This is a genomic window from Acetobacter papayae, from assembly GCF_047721125.1.
GTDB classification, from domain to species: domain Bacteria; phylum Pseudomonadota; class Alphaproteobacteria; order Acetobacterales; family Acetobacteraceae; genus Acetobacter; species Acetobacter papayae.
In genome coordinates this window covers 1-24256 of record NZ_JBDNWF010000039.1, presented here as the reverse complement: position 1 = coordinate 24256, position 24256 = coordinate 1, and the positions used below count along the sequence as shown (strand labels likewise).

The window sequence follows — 24256 nt, the reverse complement described above, 5'->3', positions numbered from 1 at the left end:
TGGTTTTGCGGGGCGGTTGGCATGAGCTGGCTCGGGGGTTCGGGGCCGAAGGAAAAACGGGCCAGAGGCACCGTGATGGGAAAAGCCATAGCCTGACAGGGTTTGCTGACACAAACCTGAAGGCTGCCCGCGTTCTTTGTGATCTGGGTTTGATAATGAAAACCACTTTCACAGTAAGGAAAAATTACACATTGCCTGCGCAGCTTTCCGTGCATAATGCCGTGGTTTGCAGGTTGTCAGGAGGCAGGGCCGTGTCACGTCATCCATTACATTCCGAACGTCATGCTGTGGAAAAACTGGGCTGGCTGCGCGCTGCCGTGCTGGGGGCCAATGATGGCACGCTCTCAACTGGCAGCCTGATTGTGGGTGTAGCCAGCTCGCACGCTTCACGCGGGAGCATACTGGTGGCGGGGCTGTCGGCCCTGTTGGCGGGCGCATTGTCCATGGCGGCGGGCGAATATGTATCGGTCAGTTCGCAGGCGGATTCGGAACGGGCTGACATCGAGCGCGAAAAACAGGAACTGGCGAGCGACTGGGATGCCGAAACCGCCGAACTGGCGGGGCTGTATCGCCAGCGCGGGTTGGATGCGCCCCTTGCGCATACGGTTGCAGTGGCGCTGATGCAGCATGATGCGCTGGGCGCGCATGCGCGGGACGAGCTGGGCCTGTCCGCTGCCACGGCTGCCCGCCCTTTCGAGGCTGCTCTGGCTTCGGCCGTGGCGTTTTCCGCCGGGGCGTTTTTTCCTGTCATGGTGGCCGCCCTTCTGCCCGAGCGGCAGGTATCATGGGCGGTATCGGTTGTGTCGGTCGTGCTGCTGGCGGTGTTGGGGTGCATTGGCGCGCTGGCGGGCGGGGCCTCGCCCCTGCGGGCAACGCTGCGTGTTACTTTTTGGGGGGTGGCGGCCATGCTGGTAACGGGTGGGATAGGCCATTTGTTCAATTTCTAGCTGGCCTGTTCGGCAAGGGGCTCTGAACGGCCTGAATTTTCCCTGTAGGGTCGGTAATGGTATATTTACACCGGGGATGGTATCTGTCGCCTGCGGGCGTGGTCTGTACCGGAAGAAGGCGCGGGTTTGGTTCGCGTGCCGGATTCAGGCTCCGGTTTTGGTGTCTGAACCGGAGGCGCTTGGGTGCAGGCCGCTGTTTTAGCGCGCAAAATGATTTGAGTATGATAAACACATAAATGTGTACGGCCTGTCGGTTGTCCGGCAGTGCTAATGGTCCGGGCCTACAATCATGCGTATTTTCCGCTACCTTTTGACAGACCGTAAGCACCCGGTATGGCGCGCCGTGCGGCTTGTGACAGGGCGGGGCAAGAGCGAACAGGCAGACCGGCTGCGGCGGCTGGCGGATTTCAATACATTTCTTGTCAAAATCTACCAGTGTGTGGAGACCGCGCAGGATGAAACCATCCTGATGCAGGCGGTGTGCGACATGGCGGTGCGTTATGCGCATTTGCGCGTGGCGCATATTCTGCGACCTGATGCGGATCAGCGCTTCGTGCGGCTTGCCCTGAGTGGGCCCCGCTGGTGGGAAGACGAGCACGCCCCGACCAGTGCGGTTGACCAGCCGGGGCGGCATGGCAGTGCTGGGCGGGCATGGCATAGCGGCAAGCCCGTATTCGGTCTGTCTTTCGAGCAGACCCCCTATCTGGCGCCGTGGCACGAGCTTGCCCGCAAGCATGGCCTGCGTGCCAATGCCTCGCTGCCTATTTTCCGCGATGGCAAGGTCTGGGCCGTGCTGAGTGTGGCGGATGCGGAGCGCACCATGTTCGATCCGCGGCTGCAGATTGTGCTGGAAGAGGCGGCTCAGGCCATATCCCGCGGGTTGGAAAGGCTCGACAGCCGCCGCATGAGCAAGGCCCTGCTGGATAAAGCCGCAGTCGGTATTGCGGTGCTGTTCGGCCGCGTGATCGAAAAGAACAATATCTGCCTTGAGCAGCTTTGTGGCGTTGGAAAAGGCGAGATGGTGGGGCGCACAACCACCGAATTCTACGCCCATAAGGAAGATTTTCTCAAGGCCAAGGCCGCTTATGCGCGCCTGTGGCATGACGGGCGGGTGACCGTGCCCGGCGTGCGGCTTGTGCGCGATGAAGGCGTGCTGATGATCGCGGATCTGACTGGCGTGCCGCTTGGCCGGGAGGAGGAGCAGTCTTCTGTCTGGACGGTGGAGGACGTAACCCGGCGGGACATGAGCCAGAGGCTGTATCGCGGGCTGCTCAGCGCGGGCGATGCCATGCGCCGGGGCCGTGGCGAAATGGATAAGGCTCTCGGCGTGTGCGAGGCGCTGGTGCGCGACACCTTTTATCACGCGGTGGTTGTGACCCGTGTTGAGGAAGATGGGCACCTGCGGGTCGTGACCTTTGCAGGCACGGGCGCGCAAGGGCTGGAGGCAGACGCCGTCAGGCTGCTTGAAGATGCCCAGCGGCGTTCTCTGGCAATACGGGCTTGGAACGAGCGGGCCAGTGTCTATGATAACGACCTGCTGGCCGGTTGTGAGGACGGGCCATGGCGCGAGATGCTGAGTGCGCGGCGCTGGCGCGCTATTCTGGCAACGCCGGTCTGGCGGGGTAATACGCTCTGGGCGGTCATGAGCTTTATCTCGCCCTACAAGAACGTGTTTGACGATGAAAGTGTGACACTGTGCGAGCGCATAGCCGGGTTTCTGGGGCAGGAACTCGAGCGCATGGATATTCACTACCGGCTGGAAACGCTCCAGAAAGAGGAAGCCCGCCGCGCGCGTGCTGATTCACTGACAGGCCTGCCCAACCGTCTGGCACTGGGCGAGTTCCTGCCCGGCGCACTGGCGCGGGCAAGGGTGCGGGGCAAGGCTGTTGCCGTGTGCATGATGGATCTGGACGGGTTCAAATCCGTCAATGACATCCACGGCCATGCAGCGGGTGATATTCTACTCAAGGAACTGGGTCGCCGCCTGCGTAACGAGCTACCAGCCAATGGCTATGTGGTGCGTCTGGGCGGGGATGAGTTTGTGGTGGTGCTCGAAGGGCTGGATGCCCGCCAGCCTGTGCCCCAGATTACCAAATCGCTCGACCGGCTGCACAAGGCGGTGGAAACGCCGTTTCATGTGCGGGCCGATATTTCGGTCGTCGTGGGCATGACCATGGGGGTGGCGCTGGCCCCATCAGATGGGGAAAAACCGCGCCTGCTGCTGCGCCGTGCGGATGAGGCCATGTATCAGGCCAAGCAGACCCGTAACACGCGCAACCGCTGGTGGCGGATGGTGGAAGACACCTCCGAAACAACGCATTTCGATGCGTATGGCCCCGAGGCCTGCGCGCTCATGCAGCGGGTAACGGATGTTCTGTCCCGTATCCGGCAGGATTTTATCGACCGCTTTTATGCCGGGCTGGAAGAGGTCAATGATAGCGAGCAGATTCTCGATACCCTGACCCCGGCTGAACAAAAACGCCTGAAAACCGTTCAGGCTGAACATCTGGACTTCCTGCTGGCCGCGCAGACCACGCAGGCCGATGTGCTGCAAAAGGCCGAACGGCTCGGTGTTGCCCACTCGCTCAGCGGGGTTGATCCCCTGCAACTCACAGAAGCCTACAGCATTTATCTGCGGCGGCTGATTGACCGGCTGGAAAGCACGGTTATCCGCAATGACGAACGCCACCGTATCCTGCTCATTGCCGAAATCCGTATTCAGGATGACCGACGCGCGCAGTTGCAGGCCAGTCAGGCGGTGCAGCGTGCCTATCTGTCGCGTTTGTCTGCCCCTCGCCCGACAGAGCGGACATGGAGCCTTGTCAGTTCCCTTGAGGTTGATGCTCTGGCCTGCCTGCCCGGTGTGCGCGGGGCCGTGCTGTACCGTTTGGGCTGTGATGGCGAACTGGAGGTGGCGTGTTGCGCAGGGGCTGTCGCGCACGCGTTTACGCAGGCTGTCAGGCAGGCGGGCGTGCAGCCCTGCATGGATGTGTTCTCGCCTTTGGGGCAGACCATTACCGCCAAGGCCTGGCGCACGCGTGAGCGGCAGAGCTGTGCCTCCTATGCGCTCGACCCGCAGACACAGGTCTGGCACGAGATTGCGGAAACCTTTGGTATGCGCTCGGTTCTCAGCGTGCCGATCCGCCAGCCAGGCGGGCAGACTGCCGCCGCCCTGACTGTGCTGGGGGCCTATCCCAACCAGTTCGAATCCTTGCTGATGCAGCAGTTCGCTGGCGGGTTGCAGCAGCGCTGGGAGCAACTCTGGCAGCGCTGTCACTCGCGCGAGACGCAGGAAGTTACGGATGCGCGTTCGCGCAAGCTGCGTGAGCGCCTGTTCAGCGGTGGGCTGGTTATGTATTTCCAGCCGGTTGTGGATCTCAATAACGGGCGGCTTTACAAAGCCGAGGCTCTGGCCCGCCTGCGTGATGCCAATGGCGAGATCGTACCGCCAAGGGTGTTCCTGCCCCTGCTCGGGCAGGATGAAATGGACCGGCTGTTCCATATGGGGCTGGAAGACGGGCTGAAATGGCTCCGCCAGTGGGATGATCAGGGGCTGGTTATCGGCCTGTCGGTCAATATGCCCACCACGTATCTGCATAATGCGCGCGGGCCTGCTCAGGTGGAGGCCCTGCTGAAAAAGCATGGTGTGGCCCCCGAGCGCCTGACTGTGGAAATCCTTGAAACGCAGGAAATCGATTCCGCTGCCCAGAACGAGGCCATCCAGCGCTTCAAGGATATGGGTGTGTGCATGGCTATCGATGATCTGGGCTCTGGCCATAGTAGCCTGCTGCGCCTGTCTTCACTGCCGTTTGACGTGATCAAGGTTGATCAGGGCCTGCTGCGCCATATTCGCGCCATGCCGCTTCAGATTTTTTCGGTGGTGCGTTCCCTGCTCGATATCGGCGCGGATTTTCACGATGTGGTTGTGGTGGAAGGGCTGGAAACAGGCGATGTCATTGAGGCCATGCGCCAGCTTGGCTGCCAGTACGGGCAGGGTTTTGGCATTGCCCGCCCCATGGCCCCCGAGGCGCTTTTTGACTGGCACACGCAGTTCCAGTCCGCATTTGGCGGGCAGATTCCCAGCCTGAATGAAATCCGCAGCGACCTGGGGGCGCTGGCTTTCGTGTGGTTGCTGCTGCGCGGCGGGCAGTACAAGGGAACAGGCAACATGAAGGACTGCGCTCTGGCGCGGTGGTTGCTGACACTGGGCGCGCCGGGGAAGCAGGCATGGCCGTGGGTCGAGAACCTGTGCCATGGCCGGGACTCGGTTGAAAGCGGGCGGCAACTGACCGACTGGTTGGTGGCGCGTGTTCAGGCGGGGGTCAAGCAGGAGGAGCGTGTCGCGTGAGAGCGCGAATAAAACACGAACGAAGAATGAATAAAAATTTAAGATAAAAGATTTTATGGTCAAATGGTTTTAAAAAGGTAAATTTCTGGCGGGACGCGGGCAGCCGTGGTTCCGCTTTCGTGTTGGTATATTTTTGAGCTTACATAATCATTAGGCAAGGGATTCAGCATGTCCTCCTCGGTTTCCGGTTCCGCCACCTCCGGCGTGGTTGAAAGTCTGTTCAACACCTCGTCCGCCTCTTCGGCTTCGGGGTCTTCCTCTTCCGGTTCGTCCTCGGGGTCTTCTTCCTCGTCTTCGTCCACCACGACCACGACCACTTATAATGCCGATGGATCTGTGACGATCATCGTCAAGGATTCGAGCGGCAACATCGTTTCCGAAACGACCACGGGCAGCACCAAGTCCGCCTCCGGCAATGGCCAGAACGCGAACGATTCCGCTTCCAGCGCGCTCGACATCCTTTCGTAAAAATCATGGAAGGGGGGCGGCCTGCGCCTCCTCCCTTTCAGCCTGCGCCTTTTCTGGGCGTCTGGCGTGTTTCGGCCTGTCGGGCCGTGGGGCTCCCCGGTGGGCGGGCCAGCCGGTTGCTGCGTTGCAGCGCCATATCCATGAAATACTGCGCCGGAACCCCTAGCGAAAGACCGCGCCGCCACATCAGCAGCAGGTCCGCCGTGGGTAGTTCTTCCTGCACGGGGCGGCGCTCTATTTTTTCGCCTTCCAGCGACCACGGGCGGTAGATCAGTTGCGGCAGCACGGCAATGCCATGCCCCGCCGCCACAAGGCTGCGCACGGCCTCGATCGAACTCGTGCGGAAATACGTGGACGGACGAAAGGACAGACGCTCCCATGCGGCGAGCATCCGGCTTTCCAGCACGTCCGATACCAGCGTGATGAAGGGCTCTTTTTCAAGTTGGCGCAGGCTGATCTGCGGCTGCTCGGTAAGCGGGTGGCCCTGCGGTAGCCAGACCGAGTGCGGGGAAACCCCCATGACGCGCGCCCCGCAGGCATGGGGCACGGTGCTGGCCGGGCGTAGGATAATGCTCAGGTCAAGCTCGCCACCTATCAGCATGTGATCCAGATAATCGGTCTGGTCTTCCACCAGTGTCACGTTCACACTGGGGAAAGCCGCTCGAAAGCGTGTGAGCAGGTCGGGAATGACATAGCCCGCCACAACCGGCGTAACCCCCAGCACCAGCGTGCCATGCAGGGCCTCGGTATCCTCGTTTTTCATGCGGCCGAGGCTGGCCACATCATTGAGGATACGCTGCGTGCGCTGGAAGAACTGCTGGCCCTGCCGTGTCAGCATCACGCCACGGGCATGGCGGTCAAACAGGCGAAAACCCAGCTCCGCTTCAAGCTCGTGCAGGGCCTCGGTTACGGTTGATTGCGAAACCAGCAGCACCATGGCTGCCCCGGAAATGGTGCCCACTTCGGCCACGGAGGCAAAATACCGCAACTGTCGCAGTGTAAGCGCCACGCCGTGCTGTTCCTCGCTGCTGTTACGGGCAGGGGCCTGTCCACCGACAGGCCGCCTGCGTTTGTCGCATCTTTGGGGGCGGGGTGTCTATCGCGCGTCTAGTGCTCGCGCGAGGCGTTGGCCGCCAGTTTCTGCCCCGCGATAATGGGCAGGATGGTAATGGCGATAACCGCGAACACCACCACATTGACCTCAGGCATGTGCTGGCCAAGACGGATTGCCCCAAAAATCCACAGCGGCAGTGTGGTCTCGCTACCTGCGGTAAAGGTCGAGACAATCACCTCGTCAAACGACAGGGCAAAGGCCAGCAGCATGCCCGACATGACCGACCCCGCCAGCAGTGGCAGCGTTACGGTAACAAAGCCCCGCCACGGTGTTGCCCCCATATCCTGCGCGGCTTCACGCAGGGAGGGCGGCAGCCTGCGCAGCCGGGCCATGACGTTGTTGAATATGATGACCATGCAGAATGTGGTGTGGGCAATCACCAGCGTGATGAAGGTGAAAGGAATGTCCAGCAGCGTAAAAAAGCTGTTCATGGCAATGCCCGTCAGCACGCCGGGCAGGGCGATAGGCAGTGTGAGCAGGAACGAGCCCGCCTGCATGCTGCGCGTGGACAGGCCGTTCATGCCCAGTGCCGCCAGCGTGCCCAGAACCGTGGCCAGAAGGGTTGCAAGCCCCGCGACTTCCAGCGAGATCAGCAGCGCGCTGCGCACTTCCTCATCCGCCCATGTGGCGGAGAACCAGCGCAGCGAAAGGGCACGGATAGGCCATACCTGCACGGAAGAGGCATCAAAGGCATAGAGCAGCACAATAACAAGCGGCAGCAGCAAAAAGCCCAGCACCGCTATGGCGGCGGCCCATATGGCCATGTCCGCGGCAGGGTTGCGCGCGTGTTTCATGCGGGGGTCCTTTCGGCCGTGGCGCAGCGGTTGCGGGCAGGGGTATGCAGGCCGCGCAACGCGGTGCGGCCTGCGTAAAGCCTGTGAAAATTACTGGGCATCGAACGCGCCAAACCGGCGGGCCAGCAGCATGTAAGCCGCTACCATGGCCAGCAGAACCAGCGAAAAGGCCGCGGCAAAAGGCACGTTGCCCGAAACCCCGACATTGGAATACACCACGTTGCCAATGAATTCGGACCCAGCACCCCCCACCAGCATGGGGGCCACGTAATCCCCCTGCGTGACCGCGAAGGTAAAGACCGAACCCGCCGCCATGCCCGGTATGGCCAGCGGAAAGACAACCGTGCGGAACACCTGCCACGGTGTGGCACCCTGATCGCCCGCCGCATCCAGCAGTGATGCGGGAATACGCTCAAGGGCGGCCACCATCGGCATGAGCATGAACGGCAGCCACAGATAGGAAAAGACGATCCACAGCGCGATATTGGTAAACGCCACGTTCTGGTCAGGCAGGCCTACAAGGCGCAGGCCCCAGTTCAGCACGCCGTCATGGCCGAGGATCAGCCGCCACGCGTAAATGCGTGCAAGCATGCTGGACCAGAGCGGCAGCGCCACCAGCACAAGTAGTGTCAGCTTCAGGCGCGGGCCAACCTTGCGGGCGATCACCCAGGCCAGTGGCCAGGCCAGGATGATGTCCGTAACCGTAACCAGCAGTGCAATGCCCGTCGTGCGGCGGGCAATGACGGTATAGGTCGTATCGGAAAACAGGATACGGAAATTCTCCCATGTCCAGTCCCGCACGATCTCGCCCGACATCGCGTCAACCTGCCAGAAGGCCGAAAGCAGCAGGACAGACAGGCTGCCCAGATAGAATATGCCAAGCCACCCAAAAGGCGGCACCAGCAGGGCTATGTGCCCCAGCAGCTTCCGGCCCGGTGTCATTACTGTTTGACCTGCTGCCAAGCACGCTGCCAGGCCGAGTAGTCAAGACAGGTGTTCTGGCCGTTGCCGCACTGGCGCACGGGGGTTTTCCAGAACTTGATGGAGGAGAAATAGGCGGGCGAGGCATCGGCATGGTACTGCTTGCACGAGCCGGGCTGCAGGGCGTCCATTTCCGCGCAGGCCTTGGTGTTGGCCGGGGTTTCGCCAAAGGAGAGAGCCTGCTGGGCCTGCACCTTGGGCGTCATGACATGGTTGATCCACAGATAGGCGCAGTTGGGATGCTGCGCATGGGTGCTGATCATCCATGAATCGGCCCAGCCGGTCGCCCCTTCGGAGGGGATGATGTCCTGAACAGGCACACCCGCCGCACGCAGCGTGTTGGCCTGATACGGCCATGCCGCACCGACATGGGCATCGCCACTCTTGAACAGGTCTACCTCGTCAGAGGCCAGCGCCCAGTATTTCTTGACCAGTGCGCGCTGTTCCTTGAGCAGTGCCACAACCGCGTCCATCTGCGGCTGGGTCAGCTCGTAGGGGTCGGTAATACCCAGCTCAGGCTTGGTGTGAGACAGGTAAAGGGCGGCATCCGCGATCTGGATCGGGTTGTCGGGCACGGTAATCACGCCCGCATAGGCCTTGTCATAAATGATCGACCAACTCGTGGGTGCGGTGGTGATGTCTTTTGTGTTCCACATCAGCACGTTGGGGCCCCATTCATAGGACACGCCGTAATGCACGTCCTTGACGGTGTTGAACCCCGGTGCCTTGAGTTCGGGCATGATGTCGTCAAAAGCGGTAATGAGGGCTGTGTTGAGGGGCTGCACGGTCTTGCCGAAAATCAGCCGCAGCGAGGCATCGCCCGAGGCGGAGACCACGTCAAAACCCTTGCCGCCGCCCATGCGTGTCAGGGCCACCATTTCATCGGAAGAGCCGACATATTTGCGGTGTACCTTGCAGCCCGTTGTCTGTTCAAACGGTTTGACCCAGGCATCGTCCGCATAGCCTTCCCATGCCACCACGTTCAGTTCGCCTTCGCCCTTGCCAATGGCGGAAAGCGGGGCCTGCGCGTGGGCCGGTGTGCTGAGCTGCGTTGTCAGGATGGCGCTACAGGTCGCCAGAAGCAGTGTGCCGTAAGCCTTCATGTTCATCGCCTTTTCCATGGTTGAAAACAGACAGCCCGGCGCTCAGCCCTGCCTGTGCGGCAGGGGGTAGGCGGCCTCTTCCGGCCAGACGGCCACAACGGCCATGCGCTCGCGCCAGCCTCGCGCATGGCGTGAAGGCACAATTGCCGTCACGCCGTCCTGTTCGTCCGGCCCGCAGAGTGTCACGCGCGTAACCGGACCCAGATAGGAAACCTCGGCAATCGTGCCGGCCATGCTCCGCTCATGCGGAGCGGGGCTGTAGCCCGGTGCTTCGAGCCGCACATCCTCGGGGCGGAGCAGGATGTCACGCCCGTTTTCATGCAGGATGCTGGACGAGCCGATAAACCGCGCCACAAAGGCGCTGGCCGGACGTTCGTACAGATCCGCAGGCGTGCCCACCTGTTCGATCACCCCTTCGGAAAACACGGCAATACGGTCGCTCATGCTCAGGGCTTCTTCCTGATCATGCGTGACGTAAACGAACGTGATGCCCGTCTGTTTCTGAATACGCTTGAGCTCGACCTGCATTTCGCGCCGGAGCTTGAGGTCGAGCGCGCCCAGCGGTTCGTCCAGCAGGATAAGGGCCGGTTTGTTTACCAGAGCGCGGGCCAGTGCCACACGCTGGCGCTGCCCGCCCGAAAGCTGTGTGGGCCGCCGTTCCGCCACAGCGCCCAGATGCACCATGTCCAGTGCGGCGCGCGCGCGCTCCTGCCGCTCGGCACGGGCCACGCCGCGCACTTTCATGCCGTAGGCCACGTTGTCCAGCAGGGTCATGTGCGGGAACAGCGCATAGTCCTGAAACATGGTGTTTACGTTGCGGCGGTAGGGCGGCAGGGTGGTAACATCCGCCTCGCCCAGATGAATCTGCCCCGTATCAGGCAGTTCAAACCCGCCGATTAGCCGCAGGGTGGTGGTTTTGCCCGAGCCCGAAGGCCCAAGGAGGGTAAAAAACTCCCCTTGGGCGATTTCAAGGTCAATCCCCCGCAGTACCGTGGCCCCGCGGCCATAGGATTTGGTCAGCCCGTGCAGGCGTACGGCCGAGGTGGGGGCAAGGTCGGTCATGCTGCGGCCCTCAGCCCCACTTGACCATGACATGCCGTGCCACGGTGTAATCTTCCACCGCGCCAAGGCTCAGGTCCTTGCCGTAACCAGACTGGCGGAAACCGCCATGGGGCATTTCGCTGGTGAGCATGAAATGCGTGTTTACCCATGTGCAGCCGTAGCGCAGCCGGGCCGCAGCAGCCATGCCGCGCTGGATATCGCGCGTCCAGACAGAGGAGGCCAGACCATAGGCGGAGGCGTTTACATCGCTGATAACGGCATCCATGTCGGTGCAGCGTGTGATGGATACAACCGGGCCGAACACCTCGCGCTCCACGATTTCATCCGTGGCCAGTGCGCCCGCCACAACGGTTGGTTCGTAAAAATAGCCGTTGCCGGGGCCCATTTTGCCGCCCGTGGTGATTTCGATATGCTTGAGTTCGGCTGCGCGTTCCACAAAGGCCGCAACGCGTGAGCGCTGGCGGGCGGAAATCAGCGGCGGCATTTCGTTCTGCGCATCGTCAGCATTGCCAAAGCGGATGGTGGAAACCGCAGCGCTCAGGTCTGCTACCAGACGGTCATAGATTTTTTCATGGGCGTAGATACGGCAGGCCGCCGTGCAGTCCTGCCCGGCATTGTAGTAGCCAAAGCCGCGCACGCCTTCGACCACGGCATCGATATCGGCATCGTCATAGACAATGACAGGGGCCTTGCCGCCCAGTTCCAGATGTGTGCGCTTGACCGAGCGGGCCGCCGCCGCAATGACCTTGCGCCCGGTGGCGATATCACCCGTGAGCGACACCATGGCGATATCCGGGTGGTCGAGCAGTTGCTGGCCCACGGTGGCACCCCGGCCCAGCACGATGTTGACGACACCGGCGGGGAAAATATCCCCCATGATCTGCCCCAGTGCGAGCAGGCTCAGCGGCGTGTTTTCAGAGGGTTTGATAACGCAGGTGTTACCGGCTGCCAGTGCGGGGCCGAGCTTCCATGCGCCCATCATCAGCGGGTAGTTCCATGGCGCGATTCCCGCCACCACCCCAACCGGGTCGCGGCGCAGCATGGAGGTATGGCCCGCCAGATACTCGCCCGCCACGGGGCCGTGCAGGTTGCGCGCAGCAGCGGCAAAATAGCGGAAACAGTCCGCAATGGCCGGAATTTCATCGGCCAGAACAAGGTGATAGGGCTTGCCGGTGTTCAGGGATTCGATGCGGGCCAGATTTTCGGCCTCGGCTTCGATGGCATCCGCCACTTTCAGCAGGCGGGTCGAGCGCTCCGCCGGGGTGGCCAGAGCCCATGCAGGGAAAGCCTGCACAGCCGCTGCCACGGCGTCATTCACCTGCCCGGCCGAGGCCTCGGGCAGTTCCATGATCACTTCGCCAGTAGCCGGTGCGAAGATGATTTCGCTTTCTCCGACCCCTTCGACAAAACCGCCACCCGATAGCATCTTTGTGAACATTGTTGGCAAACCTCACTGACGCACTGCGGGACAAGCCCCGTTTTTCCGATCTTTCACGAGCCTGACATATGTTTCGGTCTCAAACCAATAGATAATGCCAATGCACGCCATCGGAAAAATCGATGCCTTTCGGGCGTCAGTAAAGCCGGGTGTGGTTACAGTGCGCCCGCCAGCACGGAATGCTGTGCCGCCTCGGCTTCGCGCGTGCAGCGGGCGGCATCGGGTGGGGTGGCGTTGCGGGCAGCTTCGGTCAGTTCGGTCCGGGCCTCGGCCAGCAGGGCCTGTTGCTCGGGAGCGTTTTCAAACCGTTCGAAAAGCAGGCTGCCATCCATGTAGCCCGCCCATACATCGGACGCCCAGTGCACGCCGCAGATCACGCGGCTTTCTCCAAATACCCGTGCGCGCTGCATGAAGGCATCTTCACGCGCAGGCAGCAGGCGGCCCAGCAGCAGGGCGGTGGTCCAGCCTGCCACCGTGTGGCCGGATGGATAGGCATAGCCCAGTCCCGTGCTGGGTGTGCAGACAGGTAGCGTATTGCCCTCGAACGGACGCGGGCGGGCGTATTGTTCTTTCTGGGCCTTGACGGCGGGTTTGGTCACGGCCTGTAGGGCCGCCAGTGCGGCCACCACATGCGGCAGCCGGCTGGCATCGAGTGTGAAGCCCGCAGCACAGGAAAAATCATGCAGCATGGCAGGAAAGGCCAGATCCGCATCCTCGGTGGCCATGCGCCAGCGCGGGCTGTCACGCAGGGCGCGGGTGGTGGCGAAAATCTGGCGGTCGGCCATGTCCGGCGCGGAACCGGGGGCCGGTGGCGGGGGCAGGAAGGCAGGCAGAGCCATGCTGGCCGGTGGGGTGCTGTCTCCCGCGCGGGCAGGTAGGGGCAGGGCCATGAGTGCCGCAAGGCCGAGTGCGGGCAGGGCGGCAAGGCGGGCATGTGAGAGGCGGGGCATGGATCAGTCCTTAATGGCGGGGTGCGGGTCAGGGCCGCCGGACTGTCCATGAAACGCTACAGCTATGCCCGTGCCAAATGACATTATGGCGGCGTCTGGCGCGGGCAGGCAGTGGGGGCGTGTGCGGGCCTGTGCCGGTGGCACGGCCCGCTTGCGCTGTTTAGCGGCTGTGGCGGGTCAACTGGTCGACATCGCGCACCGCACCGCGCGCAGCACTGGTGGTCAGGGCGGCGTAGGCCCGCAGCGCCTTGGAGACAACGCGCTCACGCTTGGGCTGCCAGGCATCCGCACCCAGATCTTCCATGCGCGCCCGGCGGTCTGAAAGAACGGCATCGCTCACCGCGACACTCAGCCTGCGGGCGGGAATGTCGATTTCGATCATGTCGCCTTCTTCCACCAGCCCGATCACGCCGCCTTCCGCCGCTTCGGGCGAAATATGGCCGATGGACAGGCCCGCACTGCCGCCTGAAAAGCGACCATCGGTAATCAGGGCGCAGTGCTCGGCCAGACCTTTGGATTTCAGGTAGCTGGTGGGGTAGAGCATTTCCTGCATGCCCGGCCCGCCGCGCGGCCCTTCATAGCGGATCAGCACCACGTCACCCGCCTTGATACGGTCGCCCAGAACGGCGGATACGGCGGCATCCTGACTTTCGAAAATGCGTGCCGGGCCACGGAACAGCTCAAGCCCGGCGGCAACGCCGGCGGTTTTCACAATCGCGCCGTCTTCCGCCAGATTGCCGTACAGCACGGCCAGCCCGCCATCCTGATTATAGGCATGGGCGCCATCGCGGATGGCTCCGGCCTGCGCATCCGTATCCAGCGTGTGGTACTGGCTGGCCTGCGAGAAAGCTTCCGTGGTGCGAACTCCGCCGGGAGAGGCGCGGAAGAATGTCTGCGCGTGTTCGGTCGGGGTTGCGCCGCGAATGTCCCACTCCGCCAGTGCCGTGGGCAGGTTGGGGGCGTGCACCATGTGCACATCGCGGTGCAGCAGGCCGAGGCGGTCAAGCTCGCCCATAATGGCGGGTACGCCGCCTGCGCGGTGCACGTCTTCCATATGCACATCCGCGCGGGAGGGCGAGACCTTGCACAGATGCGGCACCATGCGCGACAGGCGATCGATGTCCTTCATGGTAAAGGGCACCTCGCCCTCATGGGCGGCGGCCAGCAGGTGCAGCACCGTGTTGGTGGACCCGCCCATGGCGATATCGACCGACATGGCGTTTTCGAATGCCGCGAAGGACGCAATGGCGCGCGGCAGCACGGAGGCATCGTCCTGCTCGTAATGGCGGCGGGCCAGTTCCACAATCCGCTGTCCGGCCTGCACGAACAGGTCGCGTCGGGCGGCGTGGGTGGCCACAAGGCTACCATTGCCAGGCAGCGACAGGCCGAGCGCTTCGGTCAGGCAGTTCATGGAATTGGCGGTGAACATGCCCGAGCAGGAGCCGCAGGTGGGGCAGGCCGAACGTTCGATCGCCAGCGAATCCGCATCGCTCACGCCCGGATTGGCCGCCGAGACCATGGAGGTCACGAGATCCACCTTCTGCTCGATATCCGCCAGCGTGACGCGCCCGGCTTCCATCGGCCCACCCGAGACAAAAATGACCGGAATGTTCAGCCGCATGGCGGCCATCAGCATGCCGGGGGTAATCTTGTCGCAGTTGGAAATACACACCAGCGCATCCGCGCAGTGCGCGTTGACCATGTATTCCACCGCATCGGCAATCAGCTCGCGCGAGGGCAGGCTGTACAGCATGCCGCCATGGCCCATGGCGATCCCGTCATCCACCGCGATGGTGTTGAACTCGCGCCCGATCCCGCCTGCTTCTTCAATGGCGCTACAGACAAGCTGCCCCAGATCCTTGAGGTGAACATGCCCCGGTACAAACTGGGTGAAAGAATTGGCTACCGCGATAATGGGCTTGCCAAAATCACTGTCTTTCATGCCTGTGGCGCGCCACAGGCTACGTGCGCCTGCCATGTTGCGCCCGTGGGTGGTGGTGCGTGATCTGTAACCGGGCATCGGGGTCTCTCTGTTCTGGTTCCATGCTTGGATGAAGGGGGCGTGGATCAAGGCGGTGCAGGACCGCGCGCGGCACCATACGCCATATGAGTGCCGCTGTCAGGCCGCAGTGATGCGCGGTGGCGCAATGGTGTGGCACCACGGTAACGCCGTGCCGTTTCCTGCCGTGTACAGCCAGCGCGATATGCGGCGGAAGACTGTGCCGGTGCGTTCTGCACCCATGCTACAGTTTTGTGATAAGCGGCAGTTTGCATCATGGCGGCAGCTTCTGCCGGTTGCAGGAGCGCAGGGCGTTCAGTATTGCTCGAACTCAAGTCCGACAGAATGCTCGGAACGGAGAGAAGATGGATATACCTGCAAGGCAAAACGCGCCTGTCAGCCCGGATCAGGCTGGCACCGCACGGAGTGGTCGCCGTACGGCGGACCCTGCGTTCCGCCTGCTTGTGACCATAACCGGCGTGGCCGTTCTGGTTGTGCTGGGGGCGATCATTGCCGTTATGGTCAATGGCGGGTGGCATGCGTTTGCCACTTTCGGGCCGGGCTTTCTGGTTTCTGATGCCTGGAACCCGGTTACACAGCATTTTGGGGCGGCGGCCCCTGTTTTCGGCACGGTAGTCAGCAGTGCGCTGGCGCTGCTGCTGGCGGTGCCGCTGGCCTTTGGCACGGCATTCTGGCTGACGGCGTTAGCACCACCCACCGTGGCTTCGGTCATTGGTATGGCAGTGCAGCTCCTCGCTGCGGTGCCCTCTATCATCTTTGGCATGTGGGGCTTTTTTGTGGTGGTGCCGGTTATCGCCCATTATGTGCAGCCCTTCTTGCACCACACCTTCGGTCATGTGCCGGTGCTGTCGGTGCTGGTGGCGGGCGCACCGTTCGGCACCGGGCTGCTGACGGCAGGCTTTATCCTTGCCGTTATGATCACCCCGTCCATTACCGCTGTCATGCGCGATGTGTTTGCCTCCATGCCCGCCGTGCTGCGCGAGAGTGCCTACGGGCTGGGTGCGACCCGCTGGGAAGTCATGCGCAACGTGGTTCTGCCCTGGTCGCGCGAGGGACTGGTGGGCGGTATCGTGCTGGGCATGGGCCGCGCCATGGGCGAAACCATGGCCGTGACCTTCGTGATCGGGGATAGCAATCATATCGGCTGGTCGCTTTTCGCCCCCGCCAACACCATTGCCTCGCTCATCGCGCTGGAATTTCCCGAAAGCCCCGCAGGCAGCCTCAAGCTGGCCTCGTTGCTGGCGCTGGGAGCGATCCTGATGGCGATTTCCTTCGTAACCCTCTGGTTCTCGCGCTGGCTTCTGTCACGCGGTGAAAACACGGGACGCCGGGTATGAGCACCACCTCTCCTTCCCTCATGCGGGCGGACCGCTCGCGCGCGCTGCTCGTGCGCCGTCAGGTGGCAGACAGGCTGGCCACGGGTTTTGGCTGGGTGGCCATGGCCGTGGTGGTGTGGATGCTCGGCTCCATTCTGTGGACATTGCTGCGCAACGGCCTGCCGGGCCTGAGCGTGCATCTGTTCACCCGTTCCATGGCGCCTCCGGGGCAGGATGGCGGTCTGGCCAACGCCATTGTGGGCGATATCCTGCAAACCGGGCTGGGTGTGCTGTTGGGTGCCCCCGCCGGCCTGCTGACGGGTATTTTCCTTGCGGAATATGGGGCGGATAGCAAGCTCGCGCGCATGGTGCGCTTTGTGTCCGACATGCTGCTTTCGGCTCCCTCGATCCTGATCGGCCTGTTTATCTACATGATCATGGTCGCGCCTTTCGGGCATTTCTCGGGGTTTTCGGGTGGTGTTGCGCTGGCCATTCTGGCCATGCCCATCGTGGTGCGCACGACCGAGGACATGCTGCGCCTCGTGCCGGTGTCCATGCGTGAGGCCGGGATTGCGCTGGGTGCGCCCAAGTGGCGGGTTATCCTGTTTATCTGCCTGCGCGCGGTGCGTGGCGGGGTCATGACGGGCATTCTGCTGGCGGTGGCCCGTGTGGCGGGTGAAACCGCGCCGCTGCTGTTTACATCGCTGGGTAACTCCGAGTGGTCTCTGGACATGTCGCGGCCCATGGCCAGCCTGCCGGTGGCTATCTACCAGTATGCCGGTTCGGCCTATCAGGACTGGATGGAACAGGCCTGGAGCGGCGCGCTGCTGGTGACTGTCGGGGTTCTGGTTATCAATATTGTTGTGCGGGTGGGAACCCGCGGAGGACGGACATGAATACAGGCGTCCAGGCCACGGGAAGCACGCAGGCTTCCCCCAACGGCTCGCAGGAGAGCACGCAGGCGGAGGCGCGGTTCAGTGCTGGCACCACGCAGGCTTCTACCATGCCCCTGACCGAGCAGGACGAGCATCTGACGCGGCCCGCCGCGATGGAAGTGCGCGGGCTGAACTTCTATTACGGCACGTCTCACGCGCTGCATGATATTTCCCTTCGCTTTCCCGAGCGGAGCGTTACGGGCATGATCGGGCCTTCGGGCTGTGGCAAGTCCACGCTGCTGCGTGTGCTCAACCGGATGTACGACCTGTATCCCGGCCAGCGCGCCACGGGCGAGGTGCTGTTCGATAACCAGAACATTCTCGCACCGGGTGTGAACCTGAACGTCCTGCGCTCCCGCGTGGGCATGGTGTTCCAGAAACCCACCCCTTTCCCGATGTCGATTTATGACAACATCGCTTTCGGCATCAGGCTGCATGAGCGTGTCTCGCGCTCGGAAATGGATGGCCGGGTGGAGGATTCCCTGCGCCGCGTCGCCCTGTGGGCCGAAGTGCAGGACAGGCTGCACAGCTCCGCCACCGCCCTGTCCGGCGGGCAGCAGCAGCGCCTGTGTATTGCCCGCACCATTGCCGTGCGGCCGGAAGTCATTCTGCTTGATGAGCCGACAAGCGCGCTCGATCCGGTGTCCACCGCGCGTATTGAAGAACTGCTGGATGAACTCAAGGGTGAATTCACCATCGCGATCGTGACGCACAACATGCAGCAGGCTGCCCGCTGCGCTGATCAGGTGGCGTTCTTCTACATGGGCCGTCTGGTGGAAGTGGATAGCACGCCGCGCATGTTCACCGCCCCGCGTGAAAAACAGACGCAGGATTACATTACCGGCCGTTTTGGCTGATCTGCTCCCCGGTCTTGATTAGGATACCGCACCATGGTGAACGAACCGACCCATACCGTAACCCGTTACGACCAGGAGCTTGAAAGCCTGCGCGGCATTGTTGCGCGCATGGGGGGGCTGGTTGAGCGGCAGACCGCACAGGCCATTGCCGCCGTGGTGGACCAGAACGAGGATGCCGCCCGCGAACCCCCGCGGCTCGATGCCGAGGTGGACCAGCTTGAGCGTGAGGCCGAGCAGCTTGCCATCCGTATTCTCGCCCTGCGTGCGCCCATGGCGGTGGACCTGCGCCAGATTGTTGCCGTGCTGAAAATGAGCGGCGACCTTGAGCGTATTGGCGATTATGCGTCCTCCATCGCGCGGCGTGCGCTCAAGGTAGAGCAGCTTGAAGGGGCTCTGTCCTTTTCCGCCCTGCGCGCCATGGGCCGTCTTGTGCAGGAAAACCTGCATAAAGCCGTGGAAGCTATGGTGGAAAACGATGCCACCCGTGCCAAGGAAGTCTGGAACGCGGATACGGAGGTGGACGAAATCTATACCTCCATGTTCCGCGAACTGGTCACCTATATGATGGAAGACCCGCGCAATATCGGGCCGTGCATCCATCTGCTGTTCATGGCCAAGAATCTGGAGCGGATCGGCGATCACGCAACCAATATTGCCGAGCGCATCTACTACGCCGTAACGGGCGACATGCTGCCAGCCGAACGCCCGCGCGGGGGTGATGCCGCCAAGGCCATTCCGGGCTGATAATACCCGGCTAAAGACCAGTCGTAAAACCGGAACGGGGCGCGCTTTCATGGCGCGCCCCGTTCTGTTTTGGCCTGCCCCGCGTATCGGGTGCGGGGGTTTGGTTCAGTTCTCGCTGTTGAGATACCAGCTTACTGACAGGGTGGCGGGCTTGGCCGCGAGAATACCCGCTATTTTGTGCAGGGTGTCGGGGTCATGCTCCCCCGGCAGCAGTGCGAAGCTGACACGGGTGGTGCTGTCCGAGGTTTTCAGCACTGTCATGCGGCGGATCGTGTAGCCTGAATCGGACAGGGCATCTTCCGCATCTGCCAGTATTTCGGCAGTGGCATCGGAGCGGATTTCAAGGTCAAGCGCGTAGGTGGCCTCTATGGCCTCGCTTTTGACGGGCAGGCTGTCCACGGCCCGCACCAGTGGGCGCAGCACCGTGTTGCCCGCAATAACAAAAAAGGTCAGCAGTGTGCCCTCGGCCAGCATGTCGCTGCCGCAGCAGGCCCCCACAGCGGCGGAACACCAGAGCGTTGCCGCCGTGTTCATGCCCCGGACACTCACCCCCTCCTTGATAATGGCGCCCGCCCCTAAAAACCCGATACCCGAGACCACATAGGCAATCACGCGTAGGGATTCGACATCCCCCGCCAGTCTTTGCGCCAGATCCACAAAGGCGGCTCCGCCCAGTGCCACCAGTGCATTGGTGCGGATACCGGCGGTGCGCTGGCGGTATTGCCGTTCCGCCCCGATCAGCATGCCAAAAACAAATGCCGAGAGGAGGCTGGCCGCGCTGTCACCAAAGCTGTGGAGGTCGAAGGTATGGACAAACCGCATGGAAAATCCTTGTCGGGCAATGCGCGCGAAAGCTCAGGGCCATTATGTTGAAAATGGCCCCGTGCTGGACGGGATGCGGGTCTGACCTGTCAGGACGGTCAGCACCGGGCAGGCCCGGTGAGGGGCTGCCCGGTACTGTGTGCGGGCGGTTTGCCCTGTGTAAAGTGACGTTTTTACTGCGTGATCAGGAACAGGCTATCAGGGTTTGCTGATATGCAGGCCCAGTTGCTGGTTGATCTGCGGTATGGAGCCCAGCGTGGCCAGCCCTGCCAGCACGGCCACAAGAGGCTGCGGCTGGGGTGGTTGCAGCACAACATGCAGCGGCTGTTTACCCGGATTCGCCAGAAAAGCTGCAATGGCACGGCCCTCGGGCGTGCCGGGTTGCTGGGTGGCAAGGCTGTCGAGCAGCATGGCGGGGCTCATGCCCCGGGCCTGCGCAATGGCCTGAAGCGCGCGGGGCACCATGCCGTGATCCAGATAGCTCAGGTCGAGAGCGATAACCGGCATGTCCGGGCGGGGGGCCGATAGGAGCGGGGCGGAGCTTGAGTGGGCGAAAGTTCCGTTCAGGTGCAGGCGCCCCATATCGGGGGCATCCAGCGCCAGTTCCTCGACATGCAGGGTGTTGGTTTGCAGGTTACGGGTTTCGTTCAGCACCAGCCCCCCCGCGAAATGCGAGTAACCCAACGTGGGCATCCAGCCCAGATTGGGCGCATCCGGCCAGAGTTCCAGCCCGCGAATGCTGACGACATCCTGCTCCGTGCTGTCGGTGCGGTTCGTATGCGCAAGAATCCGCGCAGCTTTTACCAGCGGAGCCGTGGTGGAGAGGTCGAGATTGGTAATGGTGATATCATGCGCGCCGGGCCGGGGCAGGTAAGGCGCTCCGGTGGACAGGCTGGTATAGAAGCCCGACAGGTCCATGCCATCCACGCTGACGGCTTGCGCATGCAGGTGGCGTTGGCCACCGCCCGGCCCCATGTCAGGGGGCGAATCGGTATTGACTGCGAGGTCGCGCGTTTCAAGCCGGGAGGCCAGACCCTCGCCAAAATTGTCCAGCGTGGCATCGGATGCAGCCAGATCGGTCTGCACGGGGCTGATAAAGGCCCGCAGGCGCACGGCATGGGCGTGGCCTATGCCTAATGACTGGCCGGTGTCGTCAGGCGTATCCGCCCGGACAGGCAGGGTCAGGTTTTCAATGTCGAGCTGGTCCATCTGCAGGCTGATGGCCGGGTCTGTCAGTTGAAAGCCATGAAAGGACAGCCGCCCGATCTGGGTTATGTCGTCCCCGCTCTGGCCGGGGCGCTCCAGTTCCGCCCTGTCGGCGGTGATGGTCTCAGGCCCCTGACGCAGTGTCAGGTTTGTAAAGTTCACGCTGCGGCCCAGTATGCCGGGCCTTGCCGAGGCAAAGGTGAAGGTGGCATCCGGCCCGAGCGCCTGTCTGAAGTGGTCTATGCTGGTTTCCAGCATGACGTGTTCGGCATGCCGTGTGGCAAACCAGCCCACGCTGCCCAGTATGGCGGCGCCGCCAGCCATAAGAAGAAGATGTTTCTTCAAGTGGGAACGATCCTGACAGTTCTAGCTCAGGCAGCAAGTTCTAGCCCTGATGCGGGCGGGGGGCAAGTCGGCGCACGGTAACATGTTACCTTATAAAAAATGCCTGAAAAAACCATGTGGGACGCAAAAATACTTGACGCGCACCCCGCGCCGCTCCCATAAGGCACCACCAAATTGCGTAACTGTCCAAATATGGAATCAGTCCCATGAAGACCACCCTCTCGCTGAAGCCCGCGGAGGTGACGAAGAACTGGATCCTGATCGATGCCGAAGGTCTCGCTCTTGGTCGTCTCGCCGTCATCATCGCCACGCGCCTGCGCGGCAAGCACAAGCCTCAGTTCACCCCGCATGTTGATTGCGGCGACCACGTTGTTGTCATCAACGCCGAAAAAGTGGCGCTGACCGGCAACAAGGCGAGCCAGAAGCTTTTCCACTACCACACCGGCTATGCTGGCGGCATCAAGACCCGTACGGTCACGCAGCGCCTGACAGGCAAGCACCCCGGCCATCTGGTTGAAAAAGCCGTTGAACGCATGATTACGCGTGGTCCGCTCCAGCGTGAGCAGATGCGCAACCTGCATGTGTATGCTGGCGCTGAACACCCCCACGGTGGTCAGACCCCCCAGGTGCTTGACGTTGCGGGCATGAACCGCAAGAACGTCGTTAACGCTCAGAAGGGCTGAGACAATGTCTGAAACTCAGGAACGCACAGGCACGCTGGCCGATCTGAAGACCGTTGCACCGGTTCTGGCCGATTCCGCTCCGGTTTACGAAGCAAAGCGTGACGCACAGGGCCGCTCCTACGCCACTGGCCGTCGTAAGGACGCCGTGGCCCGCGTATGGATCAAGCCGGGTAAAGGTGAAGTCACCGTTAACGGCCGTCCGGTTGTTCAGTATTTCGCACGCCCCGTGCTGCGCATGCTGCTCAGCCAGCCCTTCCTCGTATCCGACCGTTACAACCAGTTTGACGTGGTCTGCACCGTAACCGGTGGTGGTCTGTCCGGTCAGGCTGGTGCGGTCCGTCACGGCATCAGCCGTGCGCTGACCCACTACGAACCCGAACTGCGTAGCATCCTCAAGGCTGCTGGCTTCCTGACCCGCGATTCGCGTCAGGTTGAACGTAAGAAATACGGTCGCGCCAAGGCCCGTCGTTCTTTCCAGTTCAGCAAGCGCTGATACTGGCGGGGCCTTATGGCCCCGTGGAACGACTGCCGGAAGCCACGTGTTTTCGCGCATACGAGAAAGGCGGGTGGCCATTGGGCCATCCGCCTTTTTTGTTGGGCGCAGCTCTGGTGGAAGCCCACCGGCAGCGCTGCATGCTGCCAGTGGGTGGGGCTTTTACCCTCAGGGGGTCAGGAAAGCCCGGACATCGCGCGCGAGGGCGGTTCTGCTATCCGCGCGAGTATAGAGCATGTGCCCGCCCGTATAGACATGCAGGCCAATCCGGTTACGGCCAACGGGCATCTGCTCCGCTACCCAGCGTGATGAGGCATACGGGCACACCAGATCGTAATAGCCGTTGGCAATGAACACCCGCAGCGTGGGGTTGAGCGCAAGCAGGCGGCGCAGGGTGGGGATAGGGCGCACCAGCGGTTCCTGACCATCCCGGTAGTCCCATGCGGCGTTTACCTTCAGGTTCAGCAGGTCATAGCTGAGCGGGGTACGGAAGTTCAGCGCGGTGGCAGCGTAATGCTGCATGGCGCTGCCATAGGCGCGGGTAAAGCCATCCAGCGCCGGGTCGGGGCTGGCACCGTTATCCACCCCTTCAGGGAAGGGGTCTGCAATGGACAGGGTGGCGTCATAGAGCGAATACAGCCGTCCGCCGCGGCTGCGCACATCATGTGCTTCAGGCTGGATACGGCCGCGCTCACGCTCCACCACATCATGCGGCAGGCCGGTATGGGCGGCCACGCTGTCATAGAAATCCGAGCGGGCCTCCCCTTCTGGCGGGGCGGCAATCAGCGTGCTGGCATAGGGGCCTAGCGCGTAGGCATAGGCGTTTTCGAGATGCGAGGCCGTGTTTTCGGGCGTTAGCTTGTGCTGGAGCGACAGGCTGGACATTTCAAGCGAAGGCAGCACGAAAGCCTGCGCCAGCGTGTCGTTGGCGGTGTCCAGCAGGGTCATGTCCAGTGCAGGCGAGATCATGACAATCCCGTTGACCAGAAAATTCTGCTCCTGTGCCAGCGCATCCGCCACCTCAATAGCGCGTAGGCCGCCATAGCTTTCTCCCACAAGGTAGCGGGGGGCCTCAAGCCGTCCGTTGGCGCTGGCCCAGAGCTGAATGGCCTTGGCAAAGGCGCTGGCGTCTTTCTTCACGCTGTAGAAGGTTTCTGCCGCGTGGGCGGGGTCTGTCGGGGTAGACCAGCCCGTGCCCGGTGCGTCGATAAACACCAGATCGGCCGCGGCCAGCCAGCTATCGGGGTTGGCTTGCAGTTTGGCGCTCGCACCATCGGCGGGGTTGCCCGCGGGGAAAGCCAGAATTTCCGGCCCGGCGGCCCCCAGATGCAGGTAAGCCGTGGCGGCTCCCGGTCCACCATTGAAAAAATAGGCAACAGGGCGGCGGTCCTGTGCGGCGTCATCCTGCGTGTAGGCCGTGTAGAACACGCGCGCGGTGGGTTTGCCGCTCTCGTCACGTAGGGTCAGCGTGCCTGCGCGGGCAGTATAGGCAATCTTGTGGCCGTCGAACTGGCCGGTATGGCGGGTTGTCGCATCGGCTGGCAGCAGGGCGGCAGCATTGGCAAAGCTGTCAGTGTCGCTCTTGGCGGCGCTGTCATGCGGGCTGGGGCTGGCTGGTGGTGGGGTAGGG

At 62.4% G+C, this 24256-nt stretch carries 20 protein-coding genes; 9 read left to right on the top strand and 11 right to left on the bottom strand.

Annotated features, from left to right (window positions below; translation table 11 throughout):
• Window positions 1-251: 251 nt before the first annotated feature.
• From ABF757_RS10565 to ABF757_RS10555, 3 genes are all read left to right on the top strand, one after another.
• Window positions 252-947, top strand: a complete 696-nt coding sequence (locus ABF757_RS10565; protein ID WP_415482249.1) for a VIT1/CCC1 transporter family protein — start codon at window positions 252-254, stop codon at window positions 945-947.
• A gap of 289 nt (window positions 948-1236) precedes the next feature.
• Window positions 1237-5295 (top strand): EAL domain-containing protein, encoded by a 4059-nt coding sequence (locus tag ABF757_RS10560; RefSeq protein WP_415482247.1) that lies wholly within the window; start codon window positions 1237-1239, stop codon window positions 5293-5295.
• Between the two features lie 168 nt (window positions 5296-5463).
• The gene (locus ABF757_RS10555; RefSeq protein WP_081773528.1) at window positions 5464-5763 is read left to right on the top strand and encodes a hypothetical protein; all 300 of its coding nucleotides are present in this window, start codon (window positions 5464-5466) and stop codon (window positions 5761-5763) included.
• Window positions 5764-5800: 37 nt separating this feature from the next.
• Here ABF757_RS10555 and ABF757_RS10550 read toward each other — a convergent pair whose 3' ends face one another.
• The 8 genes from ABF757_RS10550 to ilvD form a co-directional block, all read right to left on the bottom strand.
• A complete protein-coding gene (locus ABF757_RS10550; protein ID WP_415482244.1) occupies window positions 5801-6772 on the bottom strand; it encodes a LysR family transcriptional regulator in 972 nt (323 codons plus the stop codon).
• Between the two features lie 98 nt (window positions 6773-6870).
• Window positions 6871-7671: an ABC transporter permease gene (locus ABF757_RS10545; protein WP_415482242.1), complete on the bottom strand. Its 801-nt coding sequence runs from the start codon at window positions 7669-7671 to the stop codon at window positions 6871-6873.
• Window positions 7672-7761: 90 nt separating this feature from the next.
• Window positions 7762-8613 (bottom strand): ABC transporter permease, encoded by an 852-nt coding sequence (locus tag ABF757_RS10540; RefSeq protein WP_025860711.1) that lies wholly within the window; start codon window positions 8611-8613, stop codon window positions 7762-7764.
• A complete protein-coding gene (locus ABF757_RS10535; protein WP_415482240.1) occupies window positions 8613-9761 on the bottom strand; it encodes an ABC transporter substrate-binding protein in 1149 nt (382 codons plus the stop codon). The genes ABF757_RS10540 and ABF757_RS10535 overlap by 1 nt, the downstream gene beginning before the upstream one ends.
• A 36-nt stretch (window positions 9762-9797) precedes the next feature.
• Complete coding sequence (locus tag ABF757_RS10530) at window positions 9798-10817, bottom strand: ABC transporter ATP-binding protein (protein ID WP_415482238.1); 1020 nt, start codon at window positions 10815-10817, stop codon at window positions 9798-9800.
• Between the two features lie 10 nt (window positions 10818-10827).
• On the bottom strand, window positions 10828-12255 hold the full coding sequence (locus tag ABF757_RS10525) for a gamma-aminobutyraldehyde dehydrogenase (protein WP_415482236.1): 1428 nt from the start codon (window positions 12253-12255) through the stop codon (window positions 10828-10830).
• Between the two features lie 155 nt (window positions 12256-12410).
• Entirely contained in the window at window positions 12411-13205 is a 795-nt protein-coding gene (locus tag ABF757_RS10520; protein WP_415482234.1) for an acid phosphatase, read from the bottom strand.
• Window positions 13206-13365: 160 nt separating this feature from the next.
• The gene (gene ilvD / locus ABF757_RS10515) at window positions 13366-15225 is read right to left on the bottom strand and encodes a dihydroxy-acid dehydratase (RefSeq protein ID WP_415482232.1); all 1860 of its coding nucleotides are present in this window, start codon (window positions 15223-15225) and stop codon (window positions 13366-13368) included.
• Between the two features lie 344 nt (window positions 15226-15569).
• Between ilvD and pstC the strand changes: the two genes are divergently transcribed.
• The 4 genes from pstC (at window position 15570) to phoU (ending at window position 19077) form a co-directional block, all read left to right on the top strand.
• Window positions 15570-16562, top strand: a complete 993-nt coding sequence (pstC, locus tag ABF757_RS10510) for a phosphate ABC transporter permease subunit PstC (protein ID WP_025861496.1) — start codon at window positions 15570-15572, stop codon at window positions 16560-16562.
• Window positions 16559-17437 (top strand): phosphate ABC transporter permease PstA, encoded by an 879-nt coding sequence (gene pstA / locus ABF757_RS10505; protein ID WP_025861497.1) that lies wholly within the window; start codon window positions 16559-16561, stop codon window positions 17435-17437. The genes pstC and pstA overlap by 4 nt, the downstream gene beginning before the upstream one ends.
• A 107-nt stretch (window positions 17438-17544) precedes the next feature.
• The gene (pstB, locus tag ABF757_RS10500) at window positions 17545-18333 is read left to right on the top strand and encodes a phosphate ABC transporter ATP-binding protein PstB (RefSeq protein WP_025861499.1); all 789 of its coding nucleotides are present in this window, start codon (window positions 17545-17547) and stop codon (window positions 18331-18333) included.
• 33 nt (window positions 18334-18366) lie between these two features.
• Window positions 18367-19077: a phosphate signaling complex protein PhoU gene (gene phoU / locus ABF757_RS10495; RefSeq protein WP_025861500.1), complete on the top strand. Its 711-nt coding sequence runs from the start codon at window positions 18367-18369 to the stop codon at window positions 19075-19077.
• Between the two features lie 105 nt (window positions 19078-19182).
• On the opposite strand, the gene ABF757_RS10490 is transcribed toward phoU, so the two are convergent.
• Complete coding sequence (locus tag ABF757_RS10490) at window positions 19183-19899, bottom strand: MgtC/SapB family protein (protein WP_025861502.1); 717 nt, start codon at window positions 19897-19899, stop codon at window positions 19183-19185.
• 198 nt (window positions 19900-20097) lie between these two features.
• On the bottom strand, window positions 20098-21450 hold the full coding sequence (locus ABF757_RS10485) for a hypothetical protein (RefSeq protein ID WP_415482229.1): 1353 nt from the start codon (window positions 21448-21450) through the stop codon (window positions 20098-20100).
• A gap of 206 nt (window positions 21451-21656) precedes the next feature.
• Between ABF757_RS10485 and rplM the strand changes: the two genes are divergently transcribed.
• Together rplM and rpsI are read left to right on the top strand one after the other, a co-directional pair.
• Entirely contained in the window at window positions 21657-22133 is a 477-nt protein-coding gene (gene rplM, locus ABF757_RS10480; RefSeq protein ID WP_025828702.1) for a 50S ribosomal protein L13, read from the top strand.
• Window positions 22134-22137: 4 nt separating this feature from the next.
• A complete protein-coding gene (gene rpsI / locus ABF757_RS10475) occupies window positions 22138-22626 on the top strand; it encodes a 30S ribosomal protein S9 (protein WP_025828704.1) in 489 nt (162 codons plus the stop codon).
• Between the two features lie 168 nt (window positions 22627-22794).
• Here rpsI and ABF757_RS10470 read toward each other — a convergent pair.
• Window positions 22795-24256, bottom strand: a 1462-nt coding sequence (locus ABF757_RS10470) for a S10 family peptidase (protein WP_415482226.1), incomplete at its 5' end; no start/stop codon positions are given.